Annotated in this window: 23 protein-coding genes; 19 read left to right on the forward strand and 4 right to left on the reverse strand. The window is 45.6% G+C overall.

Annotation, left to right across the window (positions count from 1 at the left end; translation table 11 throughout):
• Positions 1 to 90 precede the first annotated feature (90 nt).
• The gene (locus GJS45_RS14235; protein ID WP_162342522.1) at positions 91 to 804 is read right to left on the reverse strand and encodes an SAM-dependent methyltransferase; all 714 of its coding nucleotides are present in this window, start codon (positions 802 to 804) and stop codon (positions 91 to 93) included.
• Between the two features lie 23 nt (positions 805 to 827).
• On the opposite strand from GJS45_RS14235, the gene GJS45_RS14240 reads away from it, so the two are divergent.
• Complete coding sequence (locus GJS45_RS14240) at positions 828 to 1049, forward strand: DUF2905 domain-containing protein (RefSeq protein WP_162342523.1); 222 nt, start codon at positions 828 to 830, stop codon at positions 1047 to 1049.
• A gap of 246 nt (positions 1050 to 1295) precedes the next feature.
• Here GJS45_RS14240 and GJS45_RS14245 read toward each other — a convergent pair whose 3' ends face one another.
• From GJS45_RS14245 to GJS45_RS14255, 3 genes are all read right to left on the reverse strand, one after another.
• Positions 1296 to 1595: a hypothetical protein gene (locus tag GJS45_RS14245; RefSeq protein ID WP_162342524.1), complete on the reverse strand. Its 300-nt coding sequence runs from the start codon at positions 1593 to 1595 to the stop codon at positions 1296 to 1298.
• Between the two features lie 277 nt (positions 1596 to 1872).
• The gene (locus GJS45_RS14250; RefSeq protein WP_162342525.1) at positions 1873 to 2634 is read right to left on the reverse strand and encodes an alpha/beta fold hydrolase; all 762 of its coding nucleotides are present in this window, start codon (positions 2632 to 2634) and stop codon (positions 1873 to 1875) included.
• Positions 2635 to 2640: 6 nt separating this feature from the next.
• Positions 2641 to 3363 carry a pyridoxine 5'-phosphate synthase gene (locus tag GJS45_RS14255; protein WP_162342526.1) on the reverse strand — a complete coding sequence of 241 codons (723 nt, stop codon included), beginning with the start codon at positions 3361 to 3363 and terminating at the stop codon, positions 2641 to 2643.
• A 148-nt stretch (positions 3364 to 3511) separates the two neighbouring features.
• On the opposite strand from GJS45_RS14255, the gene GJS45_RS14260 reads away from it, so the two are divergent.
• From GJS45_RS14260 to GJS45_RS14345, 18 genes are all read left to right on the forward strand, one after another.
• Entirely contained in the window at positions 3512 to 3964 is a 453-nt protein-coding gene (locus GJS45_RS14260; RefSeq protein WP_162342527.1) for a GatB/YqeY domain-containing protein, read from the forward strand.
• Positions 3965 to 3972: 8 nt separating this feature from the next.
• Positions 3973 to 4518: a CvpA family protein gene (locus tag GJS45_RS14265; RefSeq protein WP_162342528.1), complete on the forward strand. Its 546-nt coding sequence runs from the start codon at positions 3973 to 3975 to the stop codon at positions 4516 to 4518.
• Positions 4502 to 5095: an anthranilate synthase component II gene (locus tag GJS45_RS14270; protein ID WP_162342529.1), complete on the forward strand. Its 594-nt coding sequence runs from the start codon at positions 4502 to 4504 to the stop codon at positions 5093 to 5095. The genes GJS45_RS14265 and GJS45_RS14270 overlap by 17 nt, the downstream gene beginning before the upstream one ends.
• Before the next feature lie 129 nt (positions 5096 to 5224).
• Positions 5225 to 5890 carry a CBS domain-containing protein gene (locus GJS45_RS14275; protein WP_162342530.1) on the forward strand — a complete coding sequence of 222 codons (666 nt, stop codon included), beginning with the start codon at positions 5225 to 5227 and terminating at the stop codon, positions 5888 to 5890.
• Positions 5891 to 5896: 6 nt separating this feature from the next.
• Positions 5897 to 6772 carry an NAD kinase gene (locus GJS45_RS14280; RefSeq protein ID WP_162342531.1) on the forward strand — a complete coding sequence of 292 codons (876 nt, stop codon included), beginning with the start codon at positions 5897 to 5899 and terminating at the stop codon, positions 6770 to 6772.
• Positions 6773 to 6846: 74 nt separating this feature from the next.
• Positions 6847 to 7605 carry a type IX secretion system protein PorG gene (gene porG, locus GJS45_RS14285; protein ID WP_162342532.1) on the forward strand — a complete coding sequence of 253 codons (759 nt, stop codon included), beginning with the start codon at positions 6847 to 6849 and terminating at the stop codon, positions 7603 to 7605.
• 71 nt (positions 7606 to 7676) lie between these two features.
• A complete protein-coding gene (locus GJS45_RS14290) occupies positions 7677 to 8417 on the forward strand; it encodes an isoprenyl transferase (RefSeq protein WP_162342533.1) in 741 nt (246 codons plus the stop codon).
• Positions 8418 to 8506: 89 nt separating this feature from the next.
• The gene (locus tag GJS45_RS14295) at positions 8507 to 11218 is read left to right on the forward strand and encodes a BamA/OMP85 family outer membrane protein (protein ID WP_162342534.1); all 2712 of its coding nucleotides are present in this window, start codon (positions 8507 to 8509) and stop codon (positions 11216 to 11218) included.
• Between the two features lie 2 nt (positions 11219 to 11220).
• Entirely contained in the window at positions 11221 to 11745 is a 525-nt protein-coding gene (locus GJS45_RS14300) for an OmpH family outer membrane protein (protein ID WP_162342535.1), read from the forward strand.
• Positions 11746 to 11766: 21 nt separating this feature from the next.
• Complete coding sequence (locus tag GJS45_RS14305; protein WP_162342536.1) at positions 11767 to 12321, forward strand: OmpH family outer membrane protein; 555 nt, start codon at positions 11767 to 11769, stop codon at positions 12319 to 12321.
• Between the two features lie 79 nt (positions 12322 to 12400).
• Complete coding sequence (locus GJS45_RS14310; RefSeq protein WP_162342537.1) at positions 12401 to 14251, forward strand: Xaa-Pro dipeptidyl-peptidase; 1851 nt, start codon at positions 12401 to 12403, stop codon at positions 14249 to 14251.
• Between the two features lie 470 nt (positions 14252 to 14721).
• Positions 14722 to 15099 (forward strand): GxxExxY protein, encoded by a 378-nt coding sequence (locus tag GJS45_RS14315; RefSeq protein WP_317165106.1) that lies wholly within the window; start codon positions 14722 to 14724, stop codon positions 15097 to 15099.
• Positions 15100 to 15965: 866 nt separating this feature from the next.
• A complete protein-coding gene (locus GJS45_RS14320) occupies positions 15966 to 16553 on the forward strand; it encodes an outer membrane beta-barrel protein (protein ID WP_162342538.1) in 588 nt (195 codons plus the stop codon).
• A 141-nt stretch (positions 16554 to 16694) separates the two neighbouring features.
• Positions 16695 to 17759 carry a sensor histidine kinase gene (locus GJS45_RS14325; protein WP_162342539.1) on the forward strand — a complete coding sequence of 355 codons (1065 nt, stop codon included), beginning with the start codon at positions 16695 to 16697 and terminating at the stop codon, positions 17757 to 17759.
• Positions 17749 to 18516 carry a LytR/AlgR family response regulator transcription factor gene (locus GJS45_RS14330; RefSeq protein WP_162342540.1) on the forward strand — a complete coding sequence of 256 codons (768 nt, stop codon included), beginning with the start codon at positions 17749 to 17751 and terminating at the stop codon, positions 18514 to 18516. Before GJS45_RS14325 ends, GJS45_RS14330 begins: the two co-directional genes overlap by 11 nt.
• A 335-nt stretch (positions 18517 to 18851) precedes the next feature.
• Entirely contained in the window at positions 18852 to 19184 is a 333-nt protein-coding gene (locus GJS45_RS14335) for a very short patch repair endonuclease (protein WP_162342541.1), read from the forward strand.
• Between the two features lie 5 nt (positions 19185 to 19189).
• Positions 19190 to 19570, forward strand: a complete 381-nt coding sequence (locus GJS45_RS14340; protein WP_162342542.1) for a (deoxy)nucleoside triphosphate pyrophosphohydrolase — start codon at positions 19190 to 19192, stop codon at positions 19568 to 19570.
• The gene (locus tag GJS45_RS14345; protein ID WP_202928087.1) at positions 19567 to 22707 is read left to right on the forward strand and encodes a DEAD/DEAH box helicase; all 3141 of its coding nucleotides are present in this window, start codon (positions 19567 to 19569) and stop codon (positions 22705 to 22707) included. The genes GJS45_RS14340 and GJS45_RS14345 overlap by 4 nt, the downstream gene beginning before the upstream one ends.
• The last annotated feature ends 149 nt before the right edge of the window (positions 22708 to 22856 follow it).

Raw genomic sequence — 22856 nt, forward strand, 5'->3', positions numbered from 1 at the left:
GTAAAACGCTAAAATTCAGCAAAAAAGGTAGTGGGTATTGACAAAAAAAGGAAGTAAATGGCCTTGATTTGGGTCAAATTTAGGTTTCATTTAAGACCCGCCAATCAAAAATACCGCCGGTATCTTGTGCAGGTCCGGTCTTTCCTTCCGCCAGTCGGCCACCTTTTTGGTACGAATGGACTCCCCTTCTCCGGTAAGTTCACTGGCAATACAAAGCTCGGTGCGCCCATCCAGTTGCTCCAGCAAATCTTCCAGCAAGCGGTTATTTCTAAATGGCGTTTCCATAAATAGCTGGGTAACCTTTTGCTGCAAGGCCGTCTTTTCCAATTCCTTGATAGCCTCAATGCGGGCTTTCCGATCGATGGGCAAATAGCCACTGAAGGTGAAGGCTTGTCCATTAAAGCCGGAACCCATCAGGGCCAGAAACATGGACGAGGGTCCCGGCAAGGGGACCACCTGTATGCCCAGACGGTGCGCCCAGGCTACGGCTTTGGCCCCGGGATCGGCTATACCCGGGCAACCTGCTTCGGAGAGTATCCCCACATCTTGCCCATTTAGTGCCGGTTCCAGGAACTTTCTTACCTGGGGGTCTGGAGTTTTTTTATCTAGCTTTTCCATCTGCACCTCCTCCAGATTGATGCCCAATTTCAGGCTGCTGATATACCTGCGGGCCGTTCGGAAGTCCTCCACCAGGTAATAGGAGGTGGCCGAAATTACGTTTTTGACAACAGGGGCCATGATGTCAGGACCGGTTTCAAGTACCAATACATTCGGTATCAGGTATAGTATTCCCTTTGCTTTCATTATTTTTGGGTATGGAAAATGGAATGCCTTCGATTGCAAAAATACTGATTATTGTCGGACTGCTGCTACTGCTCACCGGATTGCTGCTTTGGTACTTGCCCAAATTTCCCGGTTTCAAAGGCATCCCCGGAGACATGGTGTTCAAAAGGGAAAATTTTTCCTTTTATTTCCCCCTGGGCACCAGTATTCTGGTCAGCTTATTGTTGACCTTATTGCTTTATTTGTGGAGAAAATTCGGAGGATAATAGGTCAAGGAACAGTGTCTGCCAGATTGAATTAAATCTCTAAAAATGCCATTTTGCCGGTCTGGGAAAATTTACATCCCAGAAAATACCTTTCTCTTTTCCCTGCATTGGCACCTGGCATCTACGTGGGCCGGGCGCAATTCCGATCTTACTGTCTTTTTTCGATGAACTTATGTTAACACTCCGGTTCAGATTGCTTCGCGGGGCTCGCAATGACGGGTTAGGTAGTCACTGAGAGAAATAAGGTTAAAAGCTATTATTCACAATCAGCATCAACAATACCAAATTGATTGCCAGTCTAAAAATACCTAAAAACACAGCCGTTTTTAAATGATCCACCAGATGCCTTTTTACCAGACTAATGTATAGAAGTACACTTACCAGCACCAGATTTAAAAGGGTAATGGTAATCAGGGAGTACTCATACCATAAAGGCAGATCCAAGCGATAAAACACTCCATAAAGGATGTAGATGGCCAGGGTTAGCGTACTGCTACGAATGTTCCATTTCTTAAGCTGTTCCCTGCTTTTAATGAGGCCGTTCATGGTTTTTTTTTTGCGAATATTTTAAATGTAACCAATCGATAAGGAATTAAAAAAATATTCGCCTGGAGGATTCCCATATATTACAAAAAGCGCTTTTTCATCCTGATTTCTGCGTTTTTAAAATGTTAATTCTCGCAATGACGGGATCCCTCATCAACGGTAGGTTGCGGTCTTAAATAGTATAGCTTATTGAAGATAGCTGGCGCACCTGCGGCAGTCTGAACGGATACATAGGTGCATTTCCAATCTTACTGCTTTTTTTTAATGGCGAGATGGCCTACGCGTCAAGAAAGGCCTTCAAAGTAGCTACTACCGCCTCCGGTTGTTCTGCATGAAGCCAATGACCGGCATCTTTGAGGTGGATAATGTGATTGTCAGGGAAAAGCGTTTCTATCGCTTCCTTGTCGCTGCTTTTGATGTAATCCGAATTGGCCCCGCCCATAAACAGGACCGGCTTTTCAAAAGGTTTGTCCGATTCGATGGCTTCTCCCACATTTTCTATCTTTTCAGTGATCACCGGCAGGTTTATCTTCCAGGCAAATTTACCCTCGGTTCGGGTCAGGTTTTTCAGTAGAAACTGGCGGATGCCTTTTTCATCAATGTATTCGGCCAATTGTTCTTCTGCCGCCTTTCGGGAGTCGGTGGTATCCAGGTCCACAGCGTTTAGTGCTTCCAGAATATGCTGGTGGTGAACGGGATAGGGCCTGGGAGCAATGTCGGCCACTATCAATTTCTCTACCCTTTCCGGGTACATCAGTGCCAGTTTCATAGCCGCTTTTCCTCCCATGGAGTGGCCCAGCAGGTACACGCTATCCAATCCCTCTGCATCCAGTAATTCCTTGAGATCCTCCGCCATTACCTGGTAATTCCATTCATCGGAGTGGGGAGAGTCGCCGTGGTTGCGGAGATCAATGAGGTACAGGGTATAGTTTTCCTCCAGGTTTTTGGCGATCCCCAGCCAATTGTCCGCAGAGCCAAATAATCCGTGGAGGATGAGAAAGGGTTTGCCTTTGCCGCTTTTTTTAAAATTGAGTTTCATGAATCGCTAGTTTTCGGTTTCCAGTTGTCTCCTGTACAGTTGAATGGTGTTTTCCATGCCGTAGTAAAGGGCATCGCAGACCAGGGCATGGCCAATGGACACCTCGTCCAGGTAGGGAATGCTTTCCTTTAGAAATTTCAGGTTATGCAGGTCCAAATCATGTCCGGCATTTAGTCCCAGGCCGAGTTCACGTGCCAGCTTAGCTACCTCTATGTACGGGGCCACTGCTTTGTCCCTGTCCTGAGGATACCCGCTGGCATAGGGTTCGGTATACAACTCTACCCGGTCAGTACCAGTTGCTTTGGCCGCGTCAAAGTATTTGGTTTCCGGATTAATGAAAATGGAGGTCCTGATCCCGTATTCGTGCAATTCCGCGATGATATCTCGAAGCATTTCCTGGTGTTTGATCGTGTCCCAGCCGGTATTGGAAGTAATGGCTTCAGGGGGGTCGGGTACCAGGGTGGCCTGGGCCGGGCGGGCTTCCCGAATGATCTCCATATAACGTTGGTCGGGATAGCCCTCTATGTTAAATTCCGTCTGTATGCGGTCTTTCAGGGCCATTACATCGGTATATCGGATATGCCGCTCGTCCGGCCGTGGGTGCACGGTGATGCCCTGGGCACCGAATCGCTCTGCGTCCAGGGCTACTTTTACCAGGTCTGGATTATTGGCTCCCCGTGCATTCCTCAGGGTGGCAATTTTATTTATGTTGACACTTAATTTCGTCATGTTCCAAATATGCGTTAATTTTGCACTAAATTAAATATATTGCGTAAACAATGGTAATTGGGCCGAAGTTTAGGCGTTTGATTTTTTATTTCTGATCCGCATTCGGGTCGCTCGTCACAAGAGAAACCAAACTGAAAATTAGCATACCATGAGTTTAAAAATCGACATCGAAAAAGAGATCAAACAAGCGATGCTGGCCCGGGACAAGGACAGATTGCGGGCGCTGAGAGCCATTAAATCGCTGATTCTCCTGGAAGAAACCAAAGGGAGTGGGGACAAAGGCTTGTCCGAAGAGGACGAAGTACAGCTATTGACCAAAGCCGCCAAACAGCGAAAAGATTCCTTAGAAATTTTTGAAAAGCAGGGTAGAGAAGACCTTGCCACTCTTGAAAATTCCGAACTGCAGGTCATCCAGGAATTCCTTCCTCAGCAGTTATCGGAGGAAGAACTGGAGGTAGAATTAAAAACCATTCTCTCCGAAACCGGCGCGGAAGGGCCAAAAGACATGGGTAAGGTCATGGGAATAGCTACCAAGAAACTGGCTGGAAAGGCAGACGGAAAGCTCATCTCGCAAAAGGTCAAGGCCCTGCTTAATTCCTAATCCCGGCTTTGAGTACCATCGATCTTATCATACTGGGCATGTTGGCTGTAGGGGCTTTTAGCGGATATCGGCAGGGGCTGTTTATCGGTCTTTTGTCTATTCTGGCCTTTTTTATTGGTATTATTCTGGCGTTTAGGTTTATGCATTGGGGTGCAGAATTGTTGGCCGAGCGGGTGGAGAGCCTGACGTTTATGTTGCCTTTTGTGGCCTTTATTCTGATCTTTCTGGCCGTGACCATCACGATCCGTATTTTGGCCTATTTGGTCAAGAAAGCCCTGGACCTGACCATTTTGGGTACCTTCGACAATTTTGCCGGCAGCATATTGGGATTGCTTAAATGGTCCATCATGATCAGCCTGCTGATTTGGGTGGCCCATTCCTTTGAGTTTGAGGTGCCCGAAGAAATGCGGCAGGGATCGGTCATTTATCCCATGGTGGTACCCATCGCTCCCGCCATGGTGTCCTTTCTGGACGATTACACCCCCATCATCGATGCGGCCATTGCTACTATTAAAGAACTCGTAAACAGCTCCACTGGTGATCCTGTTAATTGATAATTTCGATTCGTTTTCGCACATGCTGGCGGACTACCTCCGAAGATCCGGAGAAGAAGTGCTGGTGGTCCGAAATGATGTATCCCTGGCTGATTTGGAAACCCTGGATTTTTCGGCGATGGTTTTGTCACCGGGACCGGAAACACCGGCCTTTGCCGGTAACCTCATGGCAATAACGGCCCGGTATGTTCACCGGTTACCGATATTGGGGGTTTGCCTGGGCCACCAGGCACTGGGCCTGTACTTTGGGGCAAGTCTCCGGAAAAGCGGGCATCCCATGCATGGCAAGGTCTCCACGGTGTATCAAAAGCACCAGCATCCGGTATTGAAGGGCCTTCCGGAGCGGTTTGAGGTGACTCGTTACCATTCGCTGGAGCTTAAAGAGCTTCCGTGGGAGTTGGAGGTGTTGCTGGAAACGGATCGGGGAGAGCTCATGGCATTTTGCCACCGTAGCCTCCCGCTGATGGGGCTTCAGTTTCACCCCGAGGCGCATCTTACGCAGTACGGAGAAAAGCTCCTTCAAAACTGGATAGTGCTCTACGCGAAAGAAAAGCAGGAGCAGTTACTTTCAAACTGAGGCATCCAGGTTGCGAACCGGGCAAAATGCCGCTTATTTTTTCCAAAAACCCGTGGAATCTACCGGATTTGAACCAAGGAGCGCTGGAAGGCGTTTTATTTTTCGAATCCTTTTAATACCTTTAGCTACATGAGGGCACTAGACTTTATCAATCATTTGATCCCACCCCTGAAATTCACAGACAAGGTGACGATGGCCCTATCCTGGATGGAAGAAATCCGAACGAATATTTTGCCGGTGGCAGATAAGGGAGGATTTAAGGGATTCATTACAGATGAGATCATATACGATAGTAACAATCCGGATCTAACCATTGGCGAAGTGGAACTCCTGGCGGCTTCCTGTGTGGTGCAGTTGGACCGACACATATACGAGGTGCTGAGAATCTCCTCCGAAAACCAGGTGAGCATGGTAGCGGTGGTGGATAAAGAAATGAAATACCAGGGCGTGGTTACGGAAGAGGATGCTGTAACGGCCTTTACCGATTCGATTTCGATTCAAACGCCCGGCGGGGTGCTGATCCTCTCTATGTTTATGACCGATTACAGCCTGTATGACATTGCCAGGGTGGTAGAATCCGAAAACGCTAAAGTCCTCAGTAGCTTTATTTCCAACGATCCGCTGGACGATAGTAAAATAAAGGTCACGCTGAAAACCGATCAGGTAGAATTAAGGCATATAAAAGCAACCCTGGAACGCTTCGGGTATAAAATTATCGATCATTATCAGGAAGATGGAGGCATCAGCAGTGAGCAGGATCGGCTGGGAAACCTGCTTCGATTTTTAGACATTTGATTATACATGAACATCCTACTGCACGGCATCAACATTTTACCGGTGTTTCATTCGTACATAGAGCAGTTAATTCAGGTTTTTGAGAAGCAGGGACAAGGCGTTTGGGTAACTGAAAGTCTCTATCCATCCATTCGAAATACTGGCAGCAGGCGATCGATTTCCATCCTTCCCGAAGATAATACGGGAATGGAAACGATGGATTTTGTTATTTCCATTGGTGGGGATGGGACGCTTTTGGATACCATTTCCCGCGTCGGTTCGAGGGAGGTGCCTGTATTGGGTATCAATACCGGCCGAATGGGGTTCCTGGCCACCATTGCCAAGGAGGAAATCGCCCTGGCCGCCCAAGATTTGCTGGCGGGTAGGTATGCGCTGGAGGACAGAAGCCTGGTATGTTTGGAATCCAGTATTCCGCTTTTCGACGGGCTGAATTTCGGACTCAATGAGTTTACCATTCACAAGCGGGACACCTCTTCTATGATCACCGTGCATACCTATATTGATGGGGATTACCTAAACAGCTACTGGTCCGATGGATTGATCGTTTCCACGCCTACCGGATCCACCGGCTATTCCCTGAGTTGTGGTGGGCCTTTGATCTCACCGATCGCCAGGAACTTTGTGATTACCCCCGTCAGTCCACATAATCTGAATGTGCGTCCCATAGTGGTTTCTGATGACAGCGAAATCACCTTCAATATTGAGGGGAGAAGCGAAAAATTTCTGGTATCTTTGGATTCCAGGTCTACGCCCATCGACGCTTCCGTGGAGTTGAAAATCAAAAAAGAAAAATTTGTTGCCAAATTGGTTAAGTTCCCGAATTACAGCTTCTTCGACACCCTGAGGCAGAAGTTAAACTGGGGCTATGACATGCGAAATTAGTTTTAACAATATTTAACCCGGCAGATACTGTCACGGGTTTTTTATTCGTTAGGTAGTTTATAAATTGCAGCGACTTGAATAAAACCAGGTATTACACGATCATTTTCACCGCCGTATTGTTTCTTCATGGGCTAACTGCTCCTGCACAACAATACGAGGTAGGACTGGGATTGGGAGCGGGCAGCTATACCGGAGACATCATCCGAACCATAGACCCCACCCAACTGGGTATTCAGGGAACGTTGTTTGGCAGACGAAATTTTGACAATGCCTGGAGCCTGAGAGCAGGGCTTACCGTAGGCAGGCTCAATGCGGCGGATAGTATTCGGCCCATTGATCCGGTAGCTTCGGTTCGCAATGCCTATTTCACCGGCACCATGGTAGAACTGGCGGCGACCATGGAATTCCATTTTCTGGATTACATGAACCACCAGAGCCCTTCCCGATTTTCACCTTTCGGCTTTCTTGGATTGGGTGTTGGTACGTTCTTCGGAGATGGACAGTCCTATGCAGCAGATCCCCAGCCCGGTAGTTACCGGATGACTTCAGCCATTATTCCCTTTGGTATGGGCATTAAGTACAAGCTAAAGGACCGGATGTTGCTATCCATAGAAGGAGGGGCGAAGGCTACCTTTTCCGACAACCTGGATAAAATAAGTACAGACCCCAATGCACTTCCCCGGTTTCGTACCGATCCCGGCACCGGAAGTCCGGCACTGGACCCCAATGCCATCAATTTTGGCAACCTCTCAGACCGCGACTGGTACTATTTTTTAGGATTTACGATCAGCTATTCCTTCCATCAGATAAAATGCTATCCTTACAATAATTGACCGCAGGATAGAATTTTTGAAAAAGAAGTGTCATTTTTGTGATTCATTACAAATTGGAACCGTACATAGGAATGAAGGAAGTGATTGACAAAGGGAAGATCCCTCAACACGTAGCCATAATTATGGATGGCAATGGACGATGGGCGCAGAAGAAGGGCGCCATGCGCATCTTTGGTCACCGGAATGCCATTGCAGCGGTACGAGATGCCATTGAGGGGGCTGCCGAACTGGGAGTGAAATACATTACATTGTACGCATTTTCTACCGAAAACTGGTCCCGACCTAAGGAAGAAGTGGATGCCTTGATGGAAATCCTGGTGCAGGCCATTACCGATGAGGTGCCCACCATGATGGAGAATAACATTCGCCTGAGCACCATTGGCGATACCGAAAGCCTCCCGGGAAAATGCAGGGAACACCTGTCCCTCGGGAAGGAAAAGACGGCGGCCAATACCGGTATGACAGTCGTGCTGGCCCTTAGCTACAGCGGACGCTGGGAAATCACCCAGGCGGTACGGGAAATTGTCAAAAAAGTAGTCAGCGGGGAAATTCCGGAAAAGGAAATCAGCCAGGAAACGATTGCTTCCTTCCTGAATACCAGCGGAATTCCCGATCCCGAGTTGTTGATCCGCACCAGTGGTGAAATCAGGATCAGCAACTTTATGTTGTGGCAGCTGGCATACACCGAACTTTACTTCACAGAGGTATTGTGGCCGGATTTTCGAAAAAAACACCTGCATGAAGCCATTTTGGCCTATCAGAAAAGGGAAAGAAGGTTTGGCAAAACCGGTGCCCAGATTAAGCCCTCCTAATGACAACAACCGCCCGAAAAGAAAACTGTATTTTCGGGCTATTACAGCTTTCTAGTCCCCGGGATTAGGAGTTAAACTTATCGTTTGAAATGAGAAACTATTTACTGATTATTTACTTGCTGCTAGTGACCGGAGTGGCAGAAGCCCAGATTCGATTGGGACAAAGCCGGTATTCCCGTCAGGAGCCGGTAGATATTATAGATTTGGACTATTCCAATCCAAAGACCTATCGGATTGCCGGAATAGAAGCAGTGGGCCTGAGTACCCTGGATGAAACGGCCATCATCTCCCTGGCAGGACTTCGGGTAGATGATGAGATTACCGTTCCGGGAGATGCCATCTCCGGAGCCCTCAAAAAACTGTGGTCCCAGGGAATCATCGGCGATGTCAAAATTCTGGTAACCAAGATCGAAGGCGATGACATCTACCTGCTCCTGGACCTGACCGAAAGACCCCGCTTCAGCCGGGTAGAGTTTTCCGGAGTGAACCAAACTCAGGAAGGTGAACTGGAGGACAAAGTAAATATCCGCGGGAGAGTGGTAAGGGACGATGTCTTGAATACCGCCCAGCGAAATATTAAGGAATATTTTGTAGGCAAAGGCTTTCTGAATGCCGAGGTAAAAGTAATTCAGGAACGCGACACCACCCTGCCCAATAGCGTCAAGCTGCGCTTTGATGTGGAAAAAAAGAGCAAAGTACGAATTAACGAAATTCGCTTTGCAGGAAATGACAACATCGCGGATCCCCGAATCAAGAAAAAGATGAAAGGGACCAACGAACATGCGCGCGTGTATATTTTTAAAGACCTGGTTTCCCGATTGCTCAATGCCAATCCAAAAAACGTGGGGAATGCCATCGCCAAACGAAACCCCGTTACGGAAGATCAGATCAGGGAATACATCAACAAAAACGTTAAACTCAACTTCTTTAACGGTTCCAAATTTGTCCGAAGCGACTACCGGGATGACAAAGATGCGGTCATCGACTTTTATAACAGTCGCGGGTACCGTGATGCCGAAATCCTTTCAGATAGCGTTTATCGCTTTGACGACAGCCGGATCAATATCGACATTGACATAGAAGAAGGGCAGCAATACTATTACCGAAACATTACCTTTTCGGGGAATTACATTCACTCCGATGAAGAGCTTCAAGCCAAATTAGGTATCTTCAAAGGGGATATCTACAACAAGGAAAAACTGGACAAACGGTTAAACTACGACCCGCAGCGCGGAGATGATGTCAGTTCCCTGTATCAGGACAATGGCTACCTGTTTTTTACCATCGATCCGGTAGAAGTAAATGTGGAGGCTGATTCCATTGACATTCAGATGCGGATATTCGAAGGGCCGCAGGTAACGGTAAACAGCGTTTCCATCGAAGGTAATGAGCGAACCAGTGACCACGTGGTCATGCGGGAAATCCGGATACTCCCGGGTCAGAAATTTGACAGGAGCGCGCTGGTCCGAACCATCCGGGAGCTTTCCCAGATTGGCTATTTCAACCCGGAAAACATCGAGCCGGACATGCGTCCCAATTTTGAGGATGCCACGGTGGACATCACCTTCCAACTGGAAGAACGGCCAAACGATCAGATCGAACTTTCCGGAGGCTGGGGAGGCCTGTTTGGATTCGTTGGTACTGTGGGACTGACCTTCAATAATTTCTCCATCAAAAACATCAAGGACTTCTCGAAGTGGCGACCCTTGCCGGTAGGAGACGGACAGAAGCTTTCCTTGCGGGTACAGGCAAACGGCCGGAGTTTTCAGAACTACAGCATGTCCTTCACCGAGCCCTGGTTTGGAGGAAGGAAGCCCAATGCCCTTAGTTTTAGCTTTAACCATTCGGTACAGCGGCAGATCGACTTCTTCAACCGGAATAATTTCGGGCAGGAACTGGGTTCTTTCAAGATTACCGGTGCCACCATTGGGCTGGCCAAGCGGGTTACCTGGCCGGATGATTACTTCCAGGTCAGTAACAGCTTGCAGTTTCAGGTGTATGATTTTGACGAATACGGTAATTTCTTTGGGCTAAGCTACAATACCGGTACGGCCCGAAGTATTGCGCTAAACACTACCATTGCGCGGAACAACATTGACAACCCCATTTACCCCCGTTTTGGCTCCAATATTACCTTGAGTGCGACCCTCACGCCGCCCTATACCTCTATGAATCCGAATATCAACCAGGAATCTCAGGACGAGGAAAAATACCAGTGGCTGGAATACCATAAGTGGATGTTTGATGCCTCGCTGTATACCCCGCTATTCGGATCGAATAAGCTGGTGCTAAGTGCCCGAACTCACCTGGGTTTTGTAGGTTCCTACGGAGATCGGATCGGTATCATACCGCTGGAGCGCTTTGTGTTGGGAGGCGATGGAATGAACATGAATAACTTTGCCCTTGGACAGGAAATCGTAGGACTGCGCGGGTATGAAAACCAGTCGATCACCCCGGGAAGAGAATTCCGTGGACAAGCCAACGCCCCCATTCCTTACGGAGGGGTGGTGTATAACAAGCACGTAATGGAGCTGCGGTTTCTGGTATCGCCCAATCCTTCGGCTACCATCTTCCTGCTGGGCTTTGCCGAAGCGGGAAACAACTGGGGCAACTATGCCGACTACAATCCGTATGACCTGAAAAAATCTGCCGGATTTGGTGCCCGGATATTTATGCCGGCTTTCGGTCTCCTGGGTATTGATTGGGGTTACGGATTTGACGAAGTTCCGACTCTCTCCAATCCCAACCCAGGACCAAGCGGCGGCATGTTCCACTTTACCATCGGGCAACAATTCAGATAATTATGGAAAAATCGCTGAAATTGTTACTTTTGCTTTCCCTTTTCCCCATGCTCCTGTCAGCGCAGAAAATGGGCTATGTAGATACGGAATATATTCTGAATAAACATCCGGACTACAAGAAGATTCAGGAGGAAATGGAGGCGGTAAGTACGGAGTGGCGAAAAGAGGCACAAAATTTGGAAGATGAAATCCAGCAAATGTATAGTGACCTACAGGGAGAGCAGGTTTTATTGACAGACGAGATGTATCAGGAGCGGTTGGCATTGATCCGGGAAAAACAACAGGAAGCCAGAGCCTTTAACAACCGAATATTCGGCGAAAATGGCCAATTGTACCAGAAACAGTCGGAATTGCTTCAGCCCCTGCAGTCCACCATTTACGATGCCATAGACCGGGTAGCGAAGCGGAACGGATTGGCCATTTTGTTTGACAAAGCGACCAGCCCTACGTCCATTATCTATACGGATCCAAGGCATGATTACTCGGATTTTATCATAGAAGAATTAGGATTAGAAGAAAACAATTAAAATTAACAAAGTTTAACAATTATGAAAGCAAGAATCATCCTATCAGCAATAGTCCTCTTTTGCTTTGGATTTGTAGCCAGTGCTCAAGATCTGAAAATCGGGTACACCAATGTCGAATACATCATGAGCCTGATGCCAGAGATGGAACGCATTGATGCTGATATCCAGGATTACAGCAATCAATTGAGCCAGCAAATTCAGACCAAAAGCCAGAGTTTTCAACAACAGGTACAAACCTATCAGCAATCGGCTCAAACCATGACCGAAGAAGCCCGCGCTACCAAAGAGCAAGAGCTACAAACAATGGAGCAGGAAATTCAAAAGTTTCAACAAGATGCTCAATCGTCCTATCAGCGAAAGCTGCAGGAATTGCTGGAGCCTGTTCAAACCAAGGTATACAATGCCATTAATGCAGTAGCTGCCGAAAACAACTATACCCATGTGTTTTCTGATTCGGCAGGGCAGGCACCCATCCTTTTATATACCAGAGACGACGATCCATTTACTGATCTGGTTATAGCAAAATTAGGCTTAGAGGCACCCGATACTCCCGCACCAAGCCCGGGAAGTAATTAATTAACAAGGGAAAAGTAAGTAAGCCCGGTTGCCTTGGTAACCGGGCTTTTTTATTTCAAAAATTTCCTATTTTTAAGCCATGAACAACCGATCCAAAAGCTTACAGCCCCTACTGATCCTTTGCCTTCTACTGGCAAGCGGTCTTATTGTCCAACCCCTCGCCGCCCAATCGGAGGCAAAACCTTATTTCATAAACGGGGAAGCCCAGGAAGTACCTGCCTTCATGGATCCCGCCCGATGGGTAAGGCACGATCTCTGGGTGGAAACCGAATTCGATTCGGATGCCGATGGTCAACCCGACCGCATGCATGTGGCCGTCACCCGCCCCTACCAGACCGAATACCAGGGCTTGAAGCTTCCGGTCATTTACGTCAGCAGTCCGTATTTTGCCGGGGTGGCCCCGGATGTGGACGGCTTGTTTTGGGATGTAAGACACGAACTGGGTTCCCCGCCGGAAGAAAGGGTCTCTCCGGAAGTAACGCCCATCAATAACCGGCCCTTTATTTCCGACTCCCACATCAAAACCTGGGTTCCCAGGGGATATATCGTGGTGCATTCTTCCTCCCCGGGCACAGGCCTTTCCCAGGGCGCTCCCACCGTGGGCGGCAAAAACGAATCCCTTGCCCCCAAAGCCGTGATCGACTGGCTGTGTGGCCGTGCCAAAGGCTATACCCAACCTCAGGGTGGGGAACTCGTGGAGGCCTATTGGTCCACGGGCAAGGTAGGCATGACCGGGACTTCTTATAACGGTACCATTCCCCTGGCGGCGGCCACCACCGGAGTGGAGGGGCTAGAGGCCATCATTCCCATTGCACCCAATACCTCCTACTACCACTATTACCGCTCTCATGGGCTGGTGCGATCCCCTGGCGGGTACCTGGGAGAAGACATTGACGTGCTGTATGACTTTATTCACAGCGGTGATACGGCCAAACGGGCCGGAAACAATGCTCGTATCCGCGATACCGAAATGAAAGCAGGCATGGACAGGGTCACCGGTGATTACAACGATTTTTGGGCCGGCCGGGATTACCTGAACCAAATGGAGCCCATGAAGGCCGCCCTACTGATGTCCCATGGCTTCAATGACTGGAACGTGATGCCCGAACACAGTTACCGCATCTATAAAAAAGCCGAATCCATGGGCCTGCCGGTGCAGCTGTATTACCACCAGGACGGGCATGGGGGACCACCGCCCATGCGGATGATGAACCGCTGGTTTACCCGCTACCTGCATGGCGTAGAAAATGAGGTGGAGGAAGATCCGAAAGTATGGATCGTCCGGGAAGGCGACCCTCAAGACAACCCCAGCCCCTATGAAGCCTACCCCCATCCCCAATCGGAAGCCGTGTCGCTTTTTTTGGAAGGAGCCGCTCCGGCAGCCGGAAAGCTGCTCCTGGAGAAACCCTCCCGGCAGGGCAAGGAGACCCTGGTCGATAACTTTTCCTTTGATGGTGCTTCCCTGGCCAGGGCGGAGCTGACCGATCACCGGCTGTTGTTTTTGAGCCCGGAGCTCCAAGAGGACCTGCACCTATCGGGTCTGGCCGAGATGAGCATACGGGTGGCATCCAGCAAGCCGGCCGCCAACCTTTCCATTTGGCTGGTGTCCTTGCCCTGGAACGAAGGGAAAAACGCAAAGATCACCGACAATATCATCACCCGTGGCTGGGCCGATCCGCAAAATCACCGTTCCTTAACCGAAAGCGAGCCGCTGAAACCGGGCAGGTTTTACACATTATCATTCGAACTGCAGCCCGACGATCAGGTAATTCCACGGGGGCAGCAGATCGGTTTGCTGATTTTTTCCAGCGACAAGGAATTTACCCTCTGGCCCGACCCCGGCACCGAACTGACGGTAGACCTGGACAAAAGCTCCCTTCAGCTACCGGTAGTGGGCGGTAAGGAGGCATATGAGGCTGCTACGGAATAATTTTATGCACCACAGATAACACAGATTAACACAGATAGATTATGGATAATTTGGTTTAGCTTAAAGAACCAAAAAAAATCTGTGCGAATCCGTGCGAATCTGTGGTGAAAAAAGAATTCACCACGGATTACTCAGATTAGCACAGATAAATTAGGGATAAGATGGTGTTCCTGAAGAAACTAAAAAAATCTGTGGAAATCTGCGCGAATCTGTGGTGAAAAAAATGAAGCACCACAGATAACACAGATTAGCACAGATAAATAGGGATAAGATGGTTTGCCTGAAAAAACCAAAAAAAATCTGTGCGAATCCGTGCGAATCTGTGGTGAAAAAAGAATTCACCACGGATTACTCAGATTAGCACAGATAAATTAGGGATAAGATGGTGTTCCTGAAGAAACTAAAAAAATCTGTGGAAATCTGCGCGAATCTGTGGTGAAAAAGCTATATACCGAAGATTTATTTGATTCATGCCTATGGAATTAAATGATTTAACCTACGAAATAATTGGCTGCGTCTATAAAGTTCACTCCGAATTAGGACCAGGGCTGTTGGAATCTACCTATGAGATTTGTCTGGAGTATGAATTACTCAAGGTAGGGTTAACAGTTGAACGACAAAAGCCCCTTCCGGTAAATTATGATGGGATTAAACTGGATGCAGGTTACCGAATAGACCTACTGGTTAACGATCTGGTTCTCCTTGAACTGAAGTCCGTTGAGGAACTCGCACCTATTCACAAATCCCAGGTGATGACGTATCTTAAATTATCCGGTTTGAAATTGGGGCTGCTGCTCAATTTTAATGTACAGGATATGAAAAAAGGAATCGTAAGAATAATCATGTGAATCATGTATCAAAGAAGAGCATAAAAAATCTATGGTGAACAAAGAATTCACCACAGATAACACAGATAGATTAGGAATAATAAGGTTTAGCTAAAAGAACCAAAAAAAAATCTGTGGAAATCTGCGCGAATCTGTGGTGAAAAAAATGAAGCACCACAGATAACACAGATAGATTATGGATAATTTGGTTTAGCTTAAAGAACCAAAAAAAAATCTGTGAAAATCCGTGCGAATCTGTGGTAAAAAAAGAATTCACCACGGATTACTCAGATTAGCACAGATAGATAGGGATAGGGTGGTTAGGTTGAAAAAGCCCAAAGAAAATCTGTGAAAATCCGTGCGAATCTGTGGTAAAAAAGAATTCACCACGGATTACTCAGATTAGCACAGATAGATTAGGGATAATCTGGTTTAGTAGAAAAAGCCCAAAAAAATCGGTGAAAATCTGCGCGAATCTGTGGTGAATAAAAAAGTGTGCACCACAGATAACACAGATTAGCACAGATAGATTGGGGATAATCTGGTTTAGTAGAAAGAACCCAAAAAAATCTGTGAAAATCCGTGCGAATCTGTGGTGAAAAAAGAATTCACCACGGATTACTCAGATTAGCACAGATAAATCAAAAAAGAAATCGGCGCAAATTCGTGTGAATTTGGGCGGATAAGACCCTAGGTACCCAATGATTCGTGCTGGGGTTTTTGGCGGGCACTGGTTATAGTTTGGGGACCAAAACACGTTCAACCGGATCATTTACAACTTCGCACAGAAAAACAACACCCTCAGCATCCTTTATTTAATTCCCGGGACGCCGGCAGCTACTTTTGTTTCATAGTTAATTGATTATCAACCTATAAAAAATGGAACGATGAGTACAAAAGGATTATTTACACTGCTTTTTCTTGCGGTATTGACTGGAAGCACGTATGCGCAGGAAAACGAAAAACGTTTTGGTTTTGAGCTCAACAGCGGCGTATCTGTCGCGACGCAAAAACCAGGTGGAACCAGCCTGAACACCGGCTTTGGGTTTGAGGGAATCTTACATTATCGGTTTATGCCGCACCTGGGTGCCTATGCAGGCTGGGGCTGGAACCGATTTGGCGCGGATGAATCGTTTGCTGGAAATGAAGTGGATTTTGAGGAAACCGGCTATGTTTTCGGTTTCCAGTTCCGGCACCCTTTTGGGAATTCGCCAGTACACTACTTTGTAAGAGCCGGAGGGTTGTACAACCACATCGAAATCGAAAACAGCGATGGGGAAATTATCAACGATACCGGTCACGGCTTGGGTTGGCAGTTGGCCGGAGGCATTGATCTGCCCATCGGAACCAACTGGAGTTTGACCCCGGGAGTAAAATTCAATGTACTCAACCGAGATGCAGAGGTTGAGGGTGTCCGTACCGAACTAAACTTCCAATATGTCTCCGTTCGGATAGGCTTGGTCAAGCGATTTTAAAATAGGAAGGGATGGAAGCCGGATTAGGAAGCACAATCCGGTTTCTTTTCCTTTTTTGAAGGGTAGGAATCAATTCTTTTCCCACCAGGAAGCCAGACAAAACAAATCATTTTATCTTTGACAGGAAATCAGATAGCCTTAATGAACGTAAAGTCGATCCATCAATTACTATCCTTCAAAAACCTCCTGCAGTTTTTAATCGGTTTTTCTTTGGGGGTGCAATTGATCATCATTCTTTACAATCACTTCTCGGGTTATCATGTGTTGTCTGATTTCGGATACTTTCTTTACCGGCTATTCCGTGGACTGGTATTTACCCTTATTGCCGGTTTTTTATTGGCCTATTCCAATTTGTTTTTTATTCGTTTTCTGAACCGGGTGAGCCCATGGAGCCTGGCCACTTTCAAGCGGATACTAATTCAATTGGCCTTTTCAGTAAGCGTAGCAATGGTGGTTTCCGTCGCTTTTACATCGTTTGCCCACTTCGTAACACCCTATGCGGAAGAATTACGGGGAGTATATATAAGCAACGCATTGATATTTAGTGTGGTTAACATCTTAATGGTCTCCATTCTCGAAGGTTGGCTGTTTTTTACGCAACACAAACGCGTTGAACAAATGGCCAAAAACCTGGAGGAAGAGCTATCTCAAATCAAGTTTGAGGTTTTAAAAAGCCAGATAAACCCCCATTTTATGTTTAACAGCCTGAACGTATTGTCGGGTCTGGTAAACAAAGACACCCGAAAGGCCCAGCAGTTTATCGATGAGTTTTCGCATATTTACCGCTATGTGCTGGAGACCATTGAGCAGCCGGTCGCCACCCTGGAAAAAGAGCTGAATTTTATGCGTTCCTACCTGTTTTTGCAGCAAATTCGCTACGGGGATTACCTGGTCTACTCCATTAATGTCCCGGCTACTCTACTGAAATTTTTCCTCCCTCCCTTATCCCTGCAGGTAGTGCTTGAGAATGCTATCAAACATAACATAATTAACGAATCCATGCCGCTGAGCATTGATATTTTCAGCGAGGGGAATTACCTTATCGTCAAAAATAATCTTCAGCCCAAAATATCCTTGGGGAATTCCACGGGTCTGGGACTGAAAAATTTGACTAAGCGGTATGCGATGATAGGTTCCGAAGAGCCCGCTTTCGTTGTGCAAACCGATTATTATATCGCAAAACTTCCATTAATCGATGGTGAATAGCCCGAACGTATTAATTATAGAAGACGAGCAAATAGCGGCGGAGAAACTGGAATCGCTATTGTTGGAAACCGCACCGGATATTCGGATTATGGCCAAACTGGGCTCCATCAAAGAATCGGTCCGTTGGTTGCAGCAAAATCGGGTAGATCTTATTTTCCTTGATATACAGCTCTCCGATGGGATTAGCTTTAGCATTTTCGATCGGGTGGAGGTGACCACCCCCATCATTTTTACTACCGCTTACGATCAATATGCCATCCGGGCCTTTCAGCTCAACAGTATTTCCTACCTCTTAAAACCCATCCGGAGGACCGATCTGATCCAGAGCCTCCAAAAGTACCGGGATATGAAATCGGCACTGGGCATTGATTTCGATTCCCTGTTGGCGCAGATGCAGGGGCGGCAACCCGACTATAAAAAACGCTTCCTGATCCAAATAGGCGAGAAAATCAAGAAAGTGGACGTGGAAGAAATTGCCTATTTTTTTGTGTTGGACAAAAGTATTTTTATCCGCACTCATGACGGAAACCGCTTTCCCCTGGAGTATTCGCTCGACAAGCTGGAAGCCCTGCTTGACCCCGCTTGTTTTTTTCGCATCAACCGAAAGTACCTGGTCCATATGGATGCCATTTCGAGCATGGTGGCGTACTCCCGGGGCCGGGTAAAGCTGGAACTTAATCCCAAAACCGAGGATCCTTTCGACGCCATCGTAAGCATCGACCGTTCCGCAGATTTTAAGAAGTGGCTGAATAGCTGAAACCAGGCATTTACCCGCCTGGATGAAGCACTCAATGAATGGAATTCTATTTTGAGGTTGGCCAAAAAATAGCGACTGGGGCTATTATTCCCGGCTTTAAAATGATCAGATATTGAAGGTAGTCCCTAGCACGATTTCGATAAGCTCTTTTGGGGATGCCTTGCCGGGTAATTTTTCCGGCCCATCAACTTCCCCGTTCTAAAAATTTCCCCTATCTTGTTAGGGAATTATCGGAATACTGGCTTTCAGTTTCCTAAACTTCAAAATTGAAACCAGGAAGGCATTTTTCCATTAGCGAACAAACTTCATTTTTTGTAAAGACATAAAATAGGATCATGGCAGACGTTCACGAACCGGAAATAAGGAGCTATAACATGAGCCGGATCAAAGGGAAGGATACCAAACCGGAAATGCTGGTTCGGAAGTTTCTTCATGCTCATGGATTTCGATTTAAACTGCACGACAAAATGCTTCCTGGAAAACCAGATATTGTTTTGCCAAAATACAATACCATTGTTCAGGTGCACGGTTGTTTCTGGCACGGACATGAGGGTTGTAAATATTATGTTGTTCCGAAAACACGAACGCAATGGTGGCTGGATAAGATCAACGCCGACAGGCAAAAGGATAAAGATCATGAAAGAGAAAATGAAAAGTATATTTCATAATAATTATGATCAAAGTTACTTGCGCATTAATCGAAAGAAATGGTGAAACATTAGTCGTTCAGCGAAGCGAAAAAATGCAATTACCTCTTAAATGGGAGTTCCCAGGTGGTAAAATGGAAGTAGGAGAATCCGAAGAAGATTGTATTCTAAGGGAAATCAAAGAGGAACTGAATATTGACATAAAACTCGTTCATCGGTTGACCCCATCTGCGTTTAAATATCCAACCAAAAACATATACTTAATTCCATTTCTCGCTTCGCACATCGGAGGTGAACTAAAACTCGCAGAGCATAAGAGTTACAAGTGGCTTAGAAAGGATAGACTTACTCGTTTAGATTGGGCTGAGGCTGATATTCCAATAATGAATGAATATTTAAAATTATGATCGAAGGCATTTATGAAGGTTTAATTACAAAGCTTATTTCTCAAAAAGTAAGGGCTTTAGATAAAAATGAATTTTTCATCAATAAAAGTGTATTGGACAAAGAAGAGGCCTCTTCCATTTTAGCTGAACATCTGACCCAAACGATAAAACTTGCTTTGAACCTAATTAAAGGAAAAAATCAGGTTGAAACACAAATAGAGATTGCTAATAAAATCATCCTATTTTTGAAAGAGGAGCTTAAAAAGAAGGAGTTTGAAAACGACCTAATAGCAGCGGAAGGAGAAATTTTGAAGGCAGTCTTTTCAAGAGTTGATTCGCACTTTTCTGACTTCGAACTTCACTTAAAAGAAATAACCCCCTATACAAGACTTACGCATAGTGAACTTTTTACCGGTGGAAATGTCGGTTTATCGTTAGAGAGTGAATTAAAAAAAGAAATTTTATCGTCTGATAAGATTGATTTACTCGTTTCGTTTATCAAGTTTAAGGGTATTATCATTCTCGAAAGGGAGTTACGGGAATTCACTTTGAACGGTGGGGAATTGCGGATAATTACAACCACCTACATGGGTGCATCAGATTACAAAGCAATACAAGTATTGTCTAAGCTCCCCAATACGCAAGTAAAGATTTCATACAACACAGGCAATGAGAGGCTGCATGCCAAAGCCTACCTGTTTAAAAGAAATACAGGTTTTCATACGGGATATATCGGATCTTCCAATTTTTCGCGATCAGCCCTAACTGATGGCCTCGAGTGGAATTTAAAAATCACGACTAAAGAAGTGATCCATATTATTGCGAAGTTTCAAAAGACTTTTGATTCATACTGGGAAAGTGATGATTTTGAACTGTTTGATGAAAACATCCACAAGGAGAAATTAATAGAATCACTCAAGCAAGGAAAAACTGGAACGACCTCCTCATTAAACACGATATTTTTTGATGTTAAACCTTATCCGTTTCAAGAAGAAATTCTTGAAACGCTTGAAGTTGAGCGAACCGTGCACCATAGATATAGAAATTTGGTGGTGGCAGCGACAGGGACCGGAAAAACGATTATTTCAGCATTTGATTACAAAAGATTCAAAAGTAAAAACACCACCGCCAAGCTTCTTTTTTTGGCGCATAGAAAAGAGATATTACAACAGTCAATGGATATTTTTAGAGGAATTTTAAAAGATAATAATTTTGGAGAGTTATTAGTAGGAGGCTTTGAACCAATCAGTTACGAGCATGTATTTGCGTCTGTGCAAACATTGAATAACCGGTTAGGCGATTTGACACTTTCTCATGAATATTTTGATTTTGTAATAATTGATGAGTGCCATCACCTAACAGCAAACAGCTACAGGGACATTATCAACTATTTCAAGCCAAAAGTTTTACTTGGCTTAACTGCCACCCCTGAACGAATGGATGGTGGGGATATTCAGGAAGATTTTCATAATAAAATTGCGGCTGAGATTCGGCTGCCTGAGGCCTTGAATAGAAAGTTGCTTTGTCCATTTCAGTATTTCGGGATTACAGATAGCATTGATCTTTCTAGGGTTGGCTGGGACCGTGGCCGATATGTACCAAGTGAGTTATCATCCGTTTACACAGCTAATGATAGAAGGATTCGCGAAATAATTGATGCGTTAGAAAAATATACAAAAGACCTTTTAGATGTTCGTGCACTTGGCTTTTGCGTTACTATGGATCACGCTAAGTTTATGACAGAGAAGTTTACGCTTGCTGGATTAAGGGCAGATTACCTCACAAGCGATAACAACCAAAACCGTGACAGAGTAAGGAACCAACTTCTCAATAAGGAAATCAATTACCTTTTTGTAGTGGATATTTTTAATGAAGGGGTAGATATTCCAGAAATAGATACTGTATTGTTTTTAAGGCCAACTGAGAGCCTTACCATTTTCTTACAGCAACTCGGACGAGGGCTTCGTTTAGCAGAAAGTAAGGAGTGCTTGACGGTTTTGGATTTTGTAGGTAATTCCAGACCTGAGTATAATTTTGAGAACAAATTTAGAGCACTTATTGGAAAAACGGCGACAGCCATAAAAAAAGAAGTCGAAGACAATTTTCCTCGTTTACCACTTGGTTGTTCCGTAATTCTGGAGAAAAAAGCAAAACAGATTATTCTTGAAAATATCACTGCGGCAACCTCACTGAATAGAAATCACCTCATTTCTAAAATTCAAAACTTCCAGCATCAAAGCACACTGGATTTGAACTTGAAGAATTTTATTGAATTCCATAATATCCCTCTGCAATTGGTTTATAAACGTGGGAGTTGGAAGAGACTTTATCAAGAAGCCAGCACAGTCCAAGAATTTGATAGTACCAATGAAAAGCAAATCGTCAATGCCATTTCAAAAAAGTGGCTTTCATCCAAATCGACAAGCTATTTCGAATTTATTCGGGCTTTAGCAAAGAATCAATTTAAGATTTCAGGAAAAGAGTTTACTGAAAATGAAAATCAAATGTTGCTAATGCTTCATTATGATGTATGGCAAAAAGCTGGCGACTTTGTCTCCTTAAAAGATAGCATAGAGGAATTGGGTAAAAACCCGGTATTGGTTGAAGAAATCATTGAAGTTATGGAAATTCTAATTGACCGAATTGATTTCAAGGAATTAGACATTATTCTGCCCTACGATCAACCGCTAAAGGTTCATGCGCGCTATACCCGAGATCAAATTCTATCAGCCTTTGGTTTAAGTAGTTTTGAAAGAAAATCATCTAACCGTGAAGGGGTGGCGGAAAATTCAGATTTAAATACGGAGCTTTTATTTATTAACCTCATTAAATCAGAAGAAAACTTTTCGCCCACCACCATGTATGACGACTATGCAATCAATGAATCTTTATTCCATTGGCAAAGTCAAAATGCCGCGGGTCCGCAAACTACCAGGGGACAGTCATATATAAACCATGAGGAACAAGGTAAGAAAGTTTTGCTTTTTGTAAGAGAAAAGAACAAAGATGAATTCGGAAATACGATGGGCTATGTTTTTGTCGGTGAAGCAAAGTTGCTTGACCATTATGGCGCTAAACCTATGAACATCAAATGGAAATTGAATGAGCCTTTGCCACATTATTTATGGCATGATGCGGCAAAGCTGAGAGTTGGATAAAACTGCTATTATCATTATCAATTACGTAGGAGGGCTTTTGGAGCAGAATTCCACATGCTTCTTCCATACAAAAATGGTCTTTCCACAACAGCTCAGGAAGTTAAAACAGAGAAACGAGTGGATGGCCTGCTCGTGATCACAGGTGTAAA

This window comes from Cyclobacterium salsum, from assembly GCF_010119245.1.
GTDB classification, from domain to species: Bacteria; Bacteroidota; Bacteroidia; order Cytophagales; family Cyclobacteriaceae; genus Cyclobacterium; species Cyclobacterium salsum.

Bases quoted from the DNA above. Each gene is read 5' to 3' on its own strand.
- GJS45_RS14330 (WP_162342540.1), top strand. From the start codon at position 17,749: ATGGTGAATAGCCCGAACGTATTAATTATAGAAGACGAGCAAATAGCG.
- GJS45_RS14280 (WP_162342531.1), top strand. From the start codon at position 5,897: ATGAACATCCTACTGCACGGCATCAACATTTTACCGGTGTTTCATTCG.
- GJS45_RS14290 (WP_162342533.1), top strand. From the start codon at position 7,677: ATGAAGGAAGTGATTGACAAAGGGAAGATCCCTCAACACGTAGCCATA.
- GJS45_RS14255 (WP_162342526.1), bottom strand. From the start codon at position 3,363: ATGACGAAATTAAGTGTCAACATAAATAAAATTGCCACCCTGAGGAAT.
- GJS45_RS14300 (WP_162342535.1), top strand. From the start codon at position 11,221: ATGGAAAAATCGCTGAAATTGTTACTTTTGCTTTCCCTTTTCCCCATG.
- GJS45_RS14235 (WP_162342522.1), bottom strand. From the start codon at position 804: ATGAAAGCAAAGGGAATACTATACCTGATACCGAATGTATTGGTACTT.
- GJS45_RS14260 (WP_162342527.1), top strand. From the start codon at position 3,512: ATGAGTTTAAAAATCGACATCGAAAAAGAGATCAAACAAGCGATGCTG.
- GJS45_RS14325 (WP_162342539.1), top strand. From the start codon at position 16,695: ATGAACGTAAAGTCGATCCATCAATTACTATCCTTCAAAAACCTCCTG.
- GJS45_RS14335 (WP_162342541.1), top strand. From the start codon at position 18,852: ATGGCAGACGTTCACGAACCGGAAATAAGGAGCTATAACATGAGCCGG.
- GJS45_RS14245 (WP_162342524.1), bottom strand. From the start codon at position 1,595: ATGAACGGCCTCATTAAAAGCAGGGAACAGCTTAAGAAATGGAACATT.
- GJS45_RS14340 (WP_162342542.1), top strand. From the start codon at position 19,190: ATGATCAAAGTTACTTGCGCATTAATCGAAAGAAATGGTGAAACATTA.
- GJS45_RS14345 (WP_202928087.1), top strand. From the start codon at position 19,567: ATGATCGAAGGCATTTATGAAGGTTTAATTACAAAGCTTATTTCTCAA.
- GJS45_RS14250 (WP_162342525.1), bottom strand. From the start codon at position 2,634: ATGAAACTCAATTTTAAAAAAAGCGGCAAAGGCAAACCCTTTCTCATC.
- GJS45_RS14315 (WP_317165106.1), top strand. From the start codon at position 14,722: ATGCCTATGGAATTAAATGATTTAACCTACGAAATAATTGGCTGCGTC.
- GJS45_RS14295 (WP_162342534.1), top strand. From the start codon at position 8,507: ATGAGAAACTATTTACTGATTATTTACTTGCTGCTAGTGACCGGAGTG.
- GJS45_RS14320 (WP_162342538.1), top strand. From the start codon at position 15,966: ATGAGTACAAAAGGATTATTTACACTGCTTTTTCTTGCGGTATTGACT.
- GJS45_RS14240 (WP_162342523.1), top strand. From the start codon at position 828: ATGCCTTCGATTGCAAAAATACTGATTATTGTCGGACTGCTGCTACTG.
- GJS45_RS14310 (WP_162342537.1), top strand. From the start codon at position 12,401: ATGAACAACCGATCCAAAAGCTTACAGCCCCTACTGATCCTTTGCCTT.
- GJS45_RS14275 (WP_162342530.1), top strand. From the start codon at position 5,225: ATGAGGGCACTAGACTTTATCAATCATTTGATCCCACCCCTGAAATTC.
- GJS45_RS14305 (WP_162342536.1), top strand. From the start codon at position 11,767: ATGAAAGCAAGAATCATCCTATCAGCAATAGTCCTCTTTTGCTTTGGA.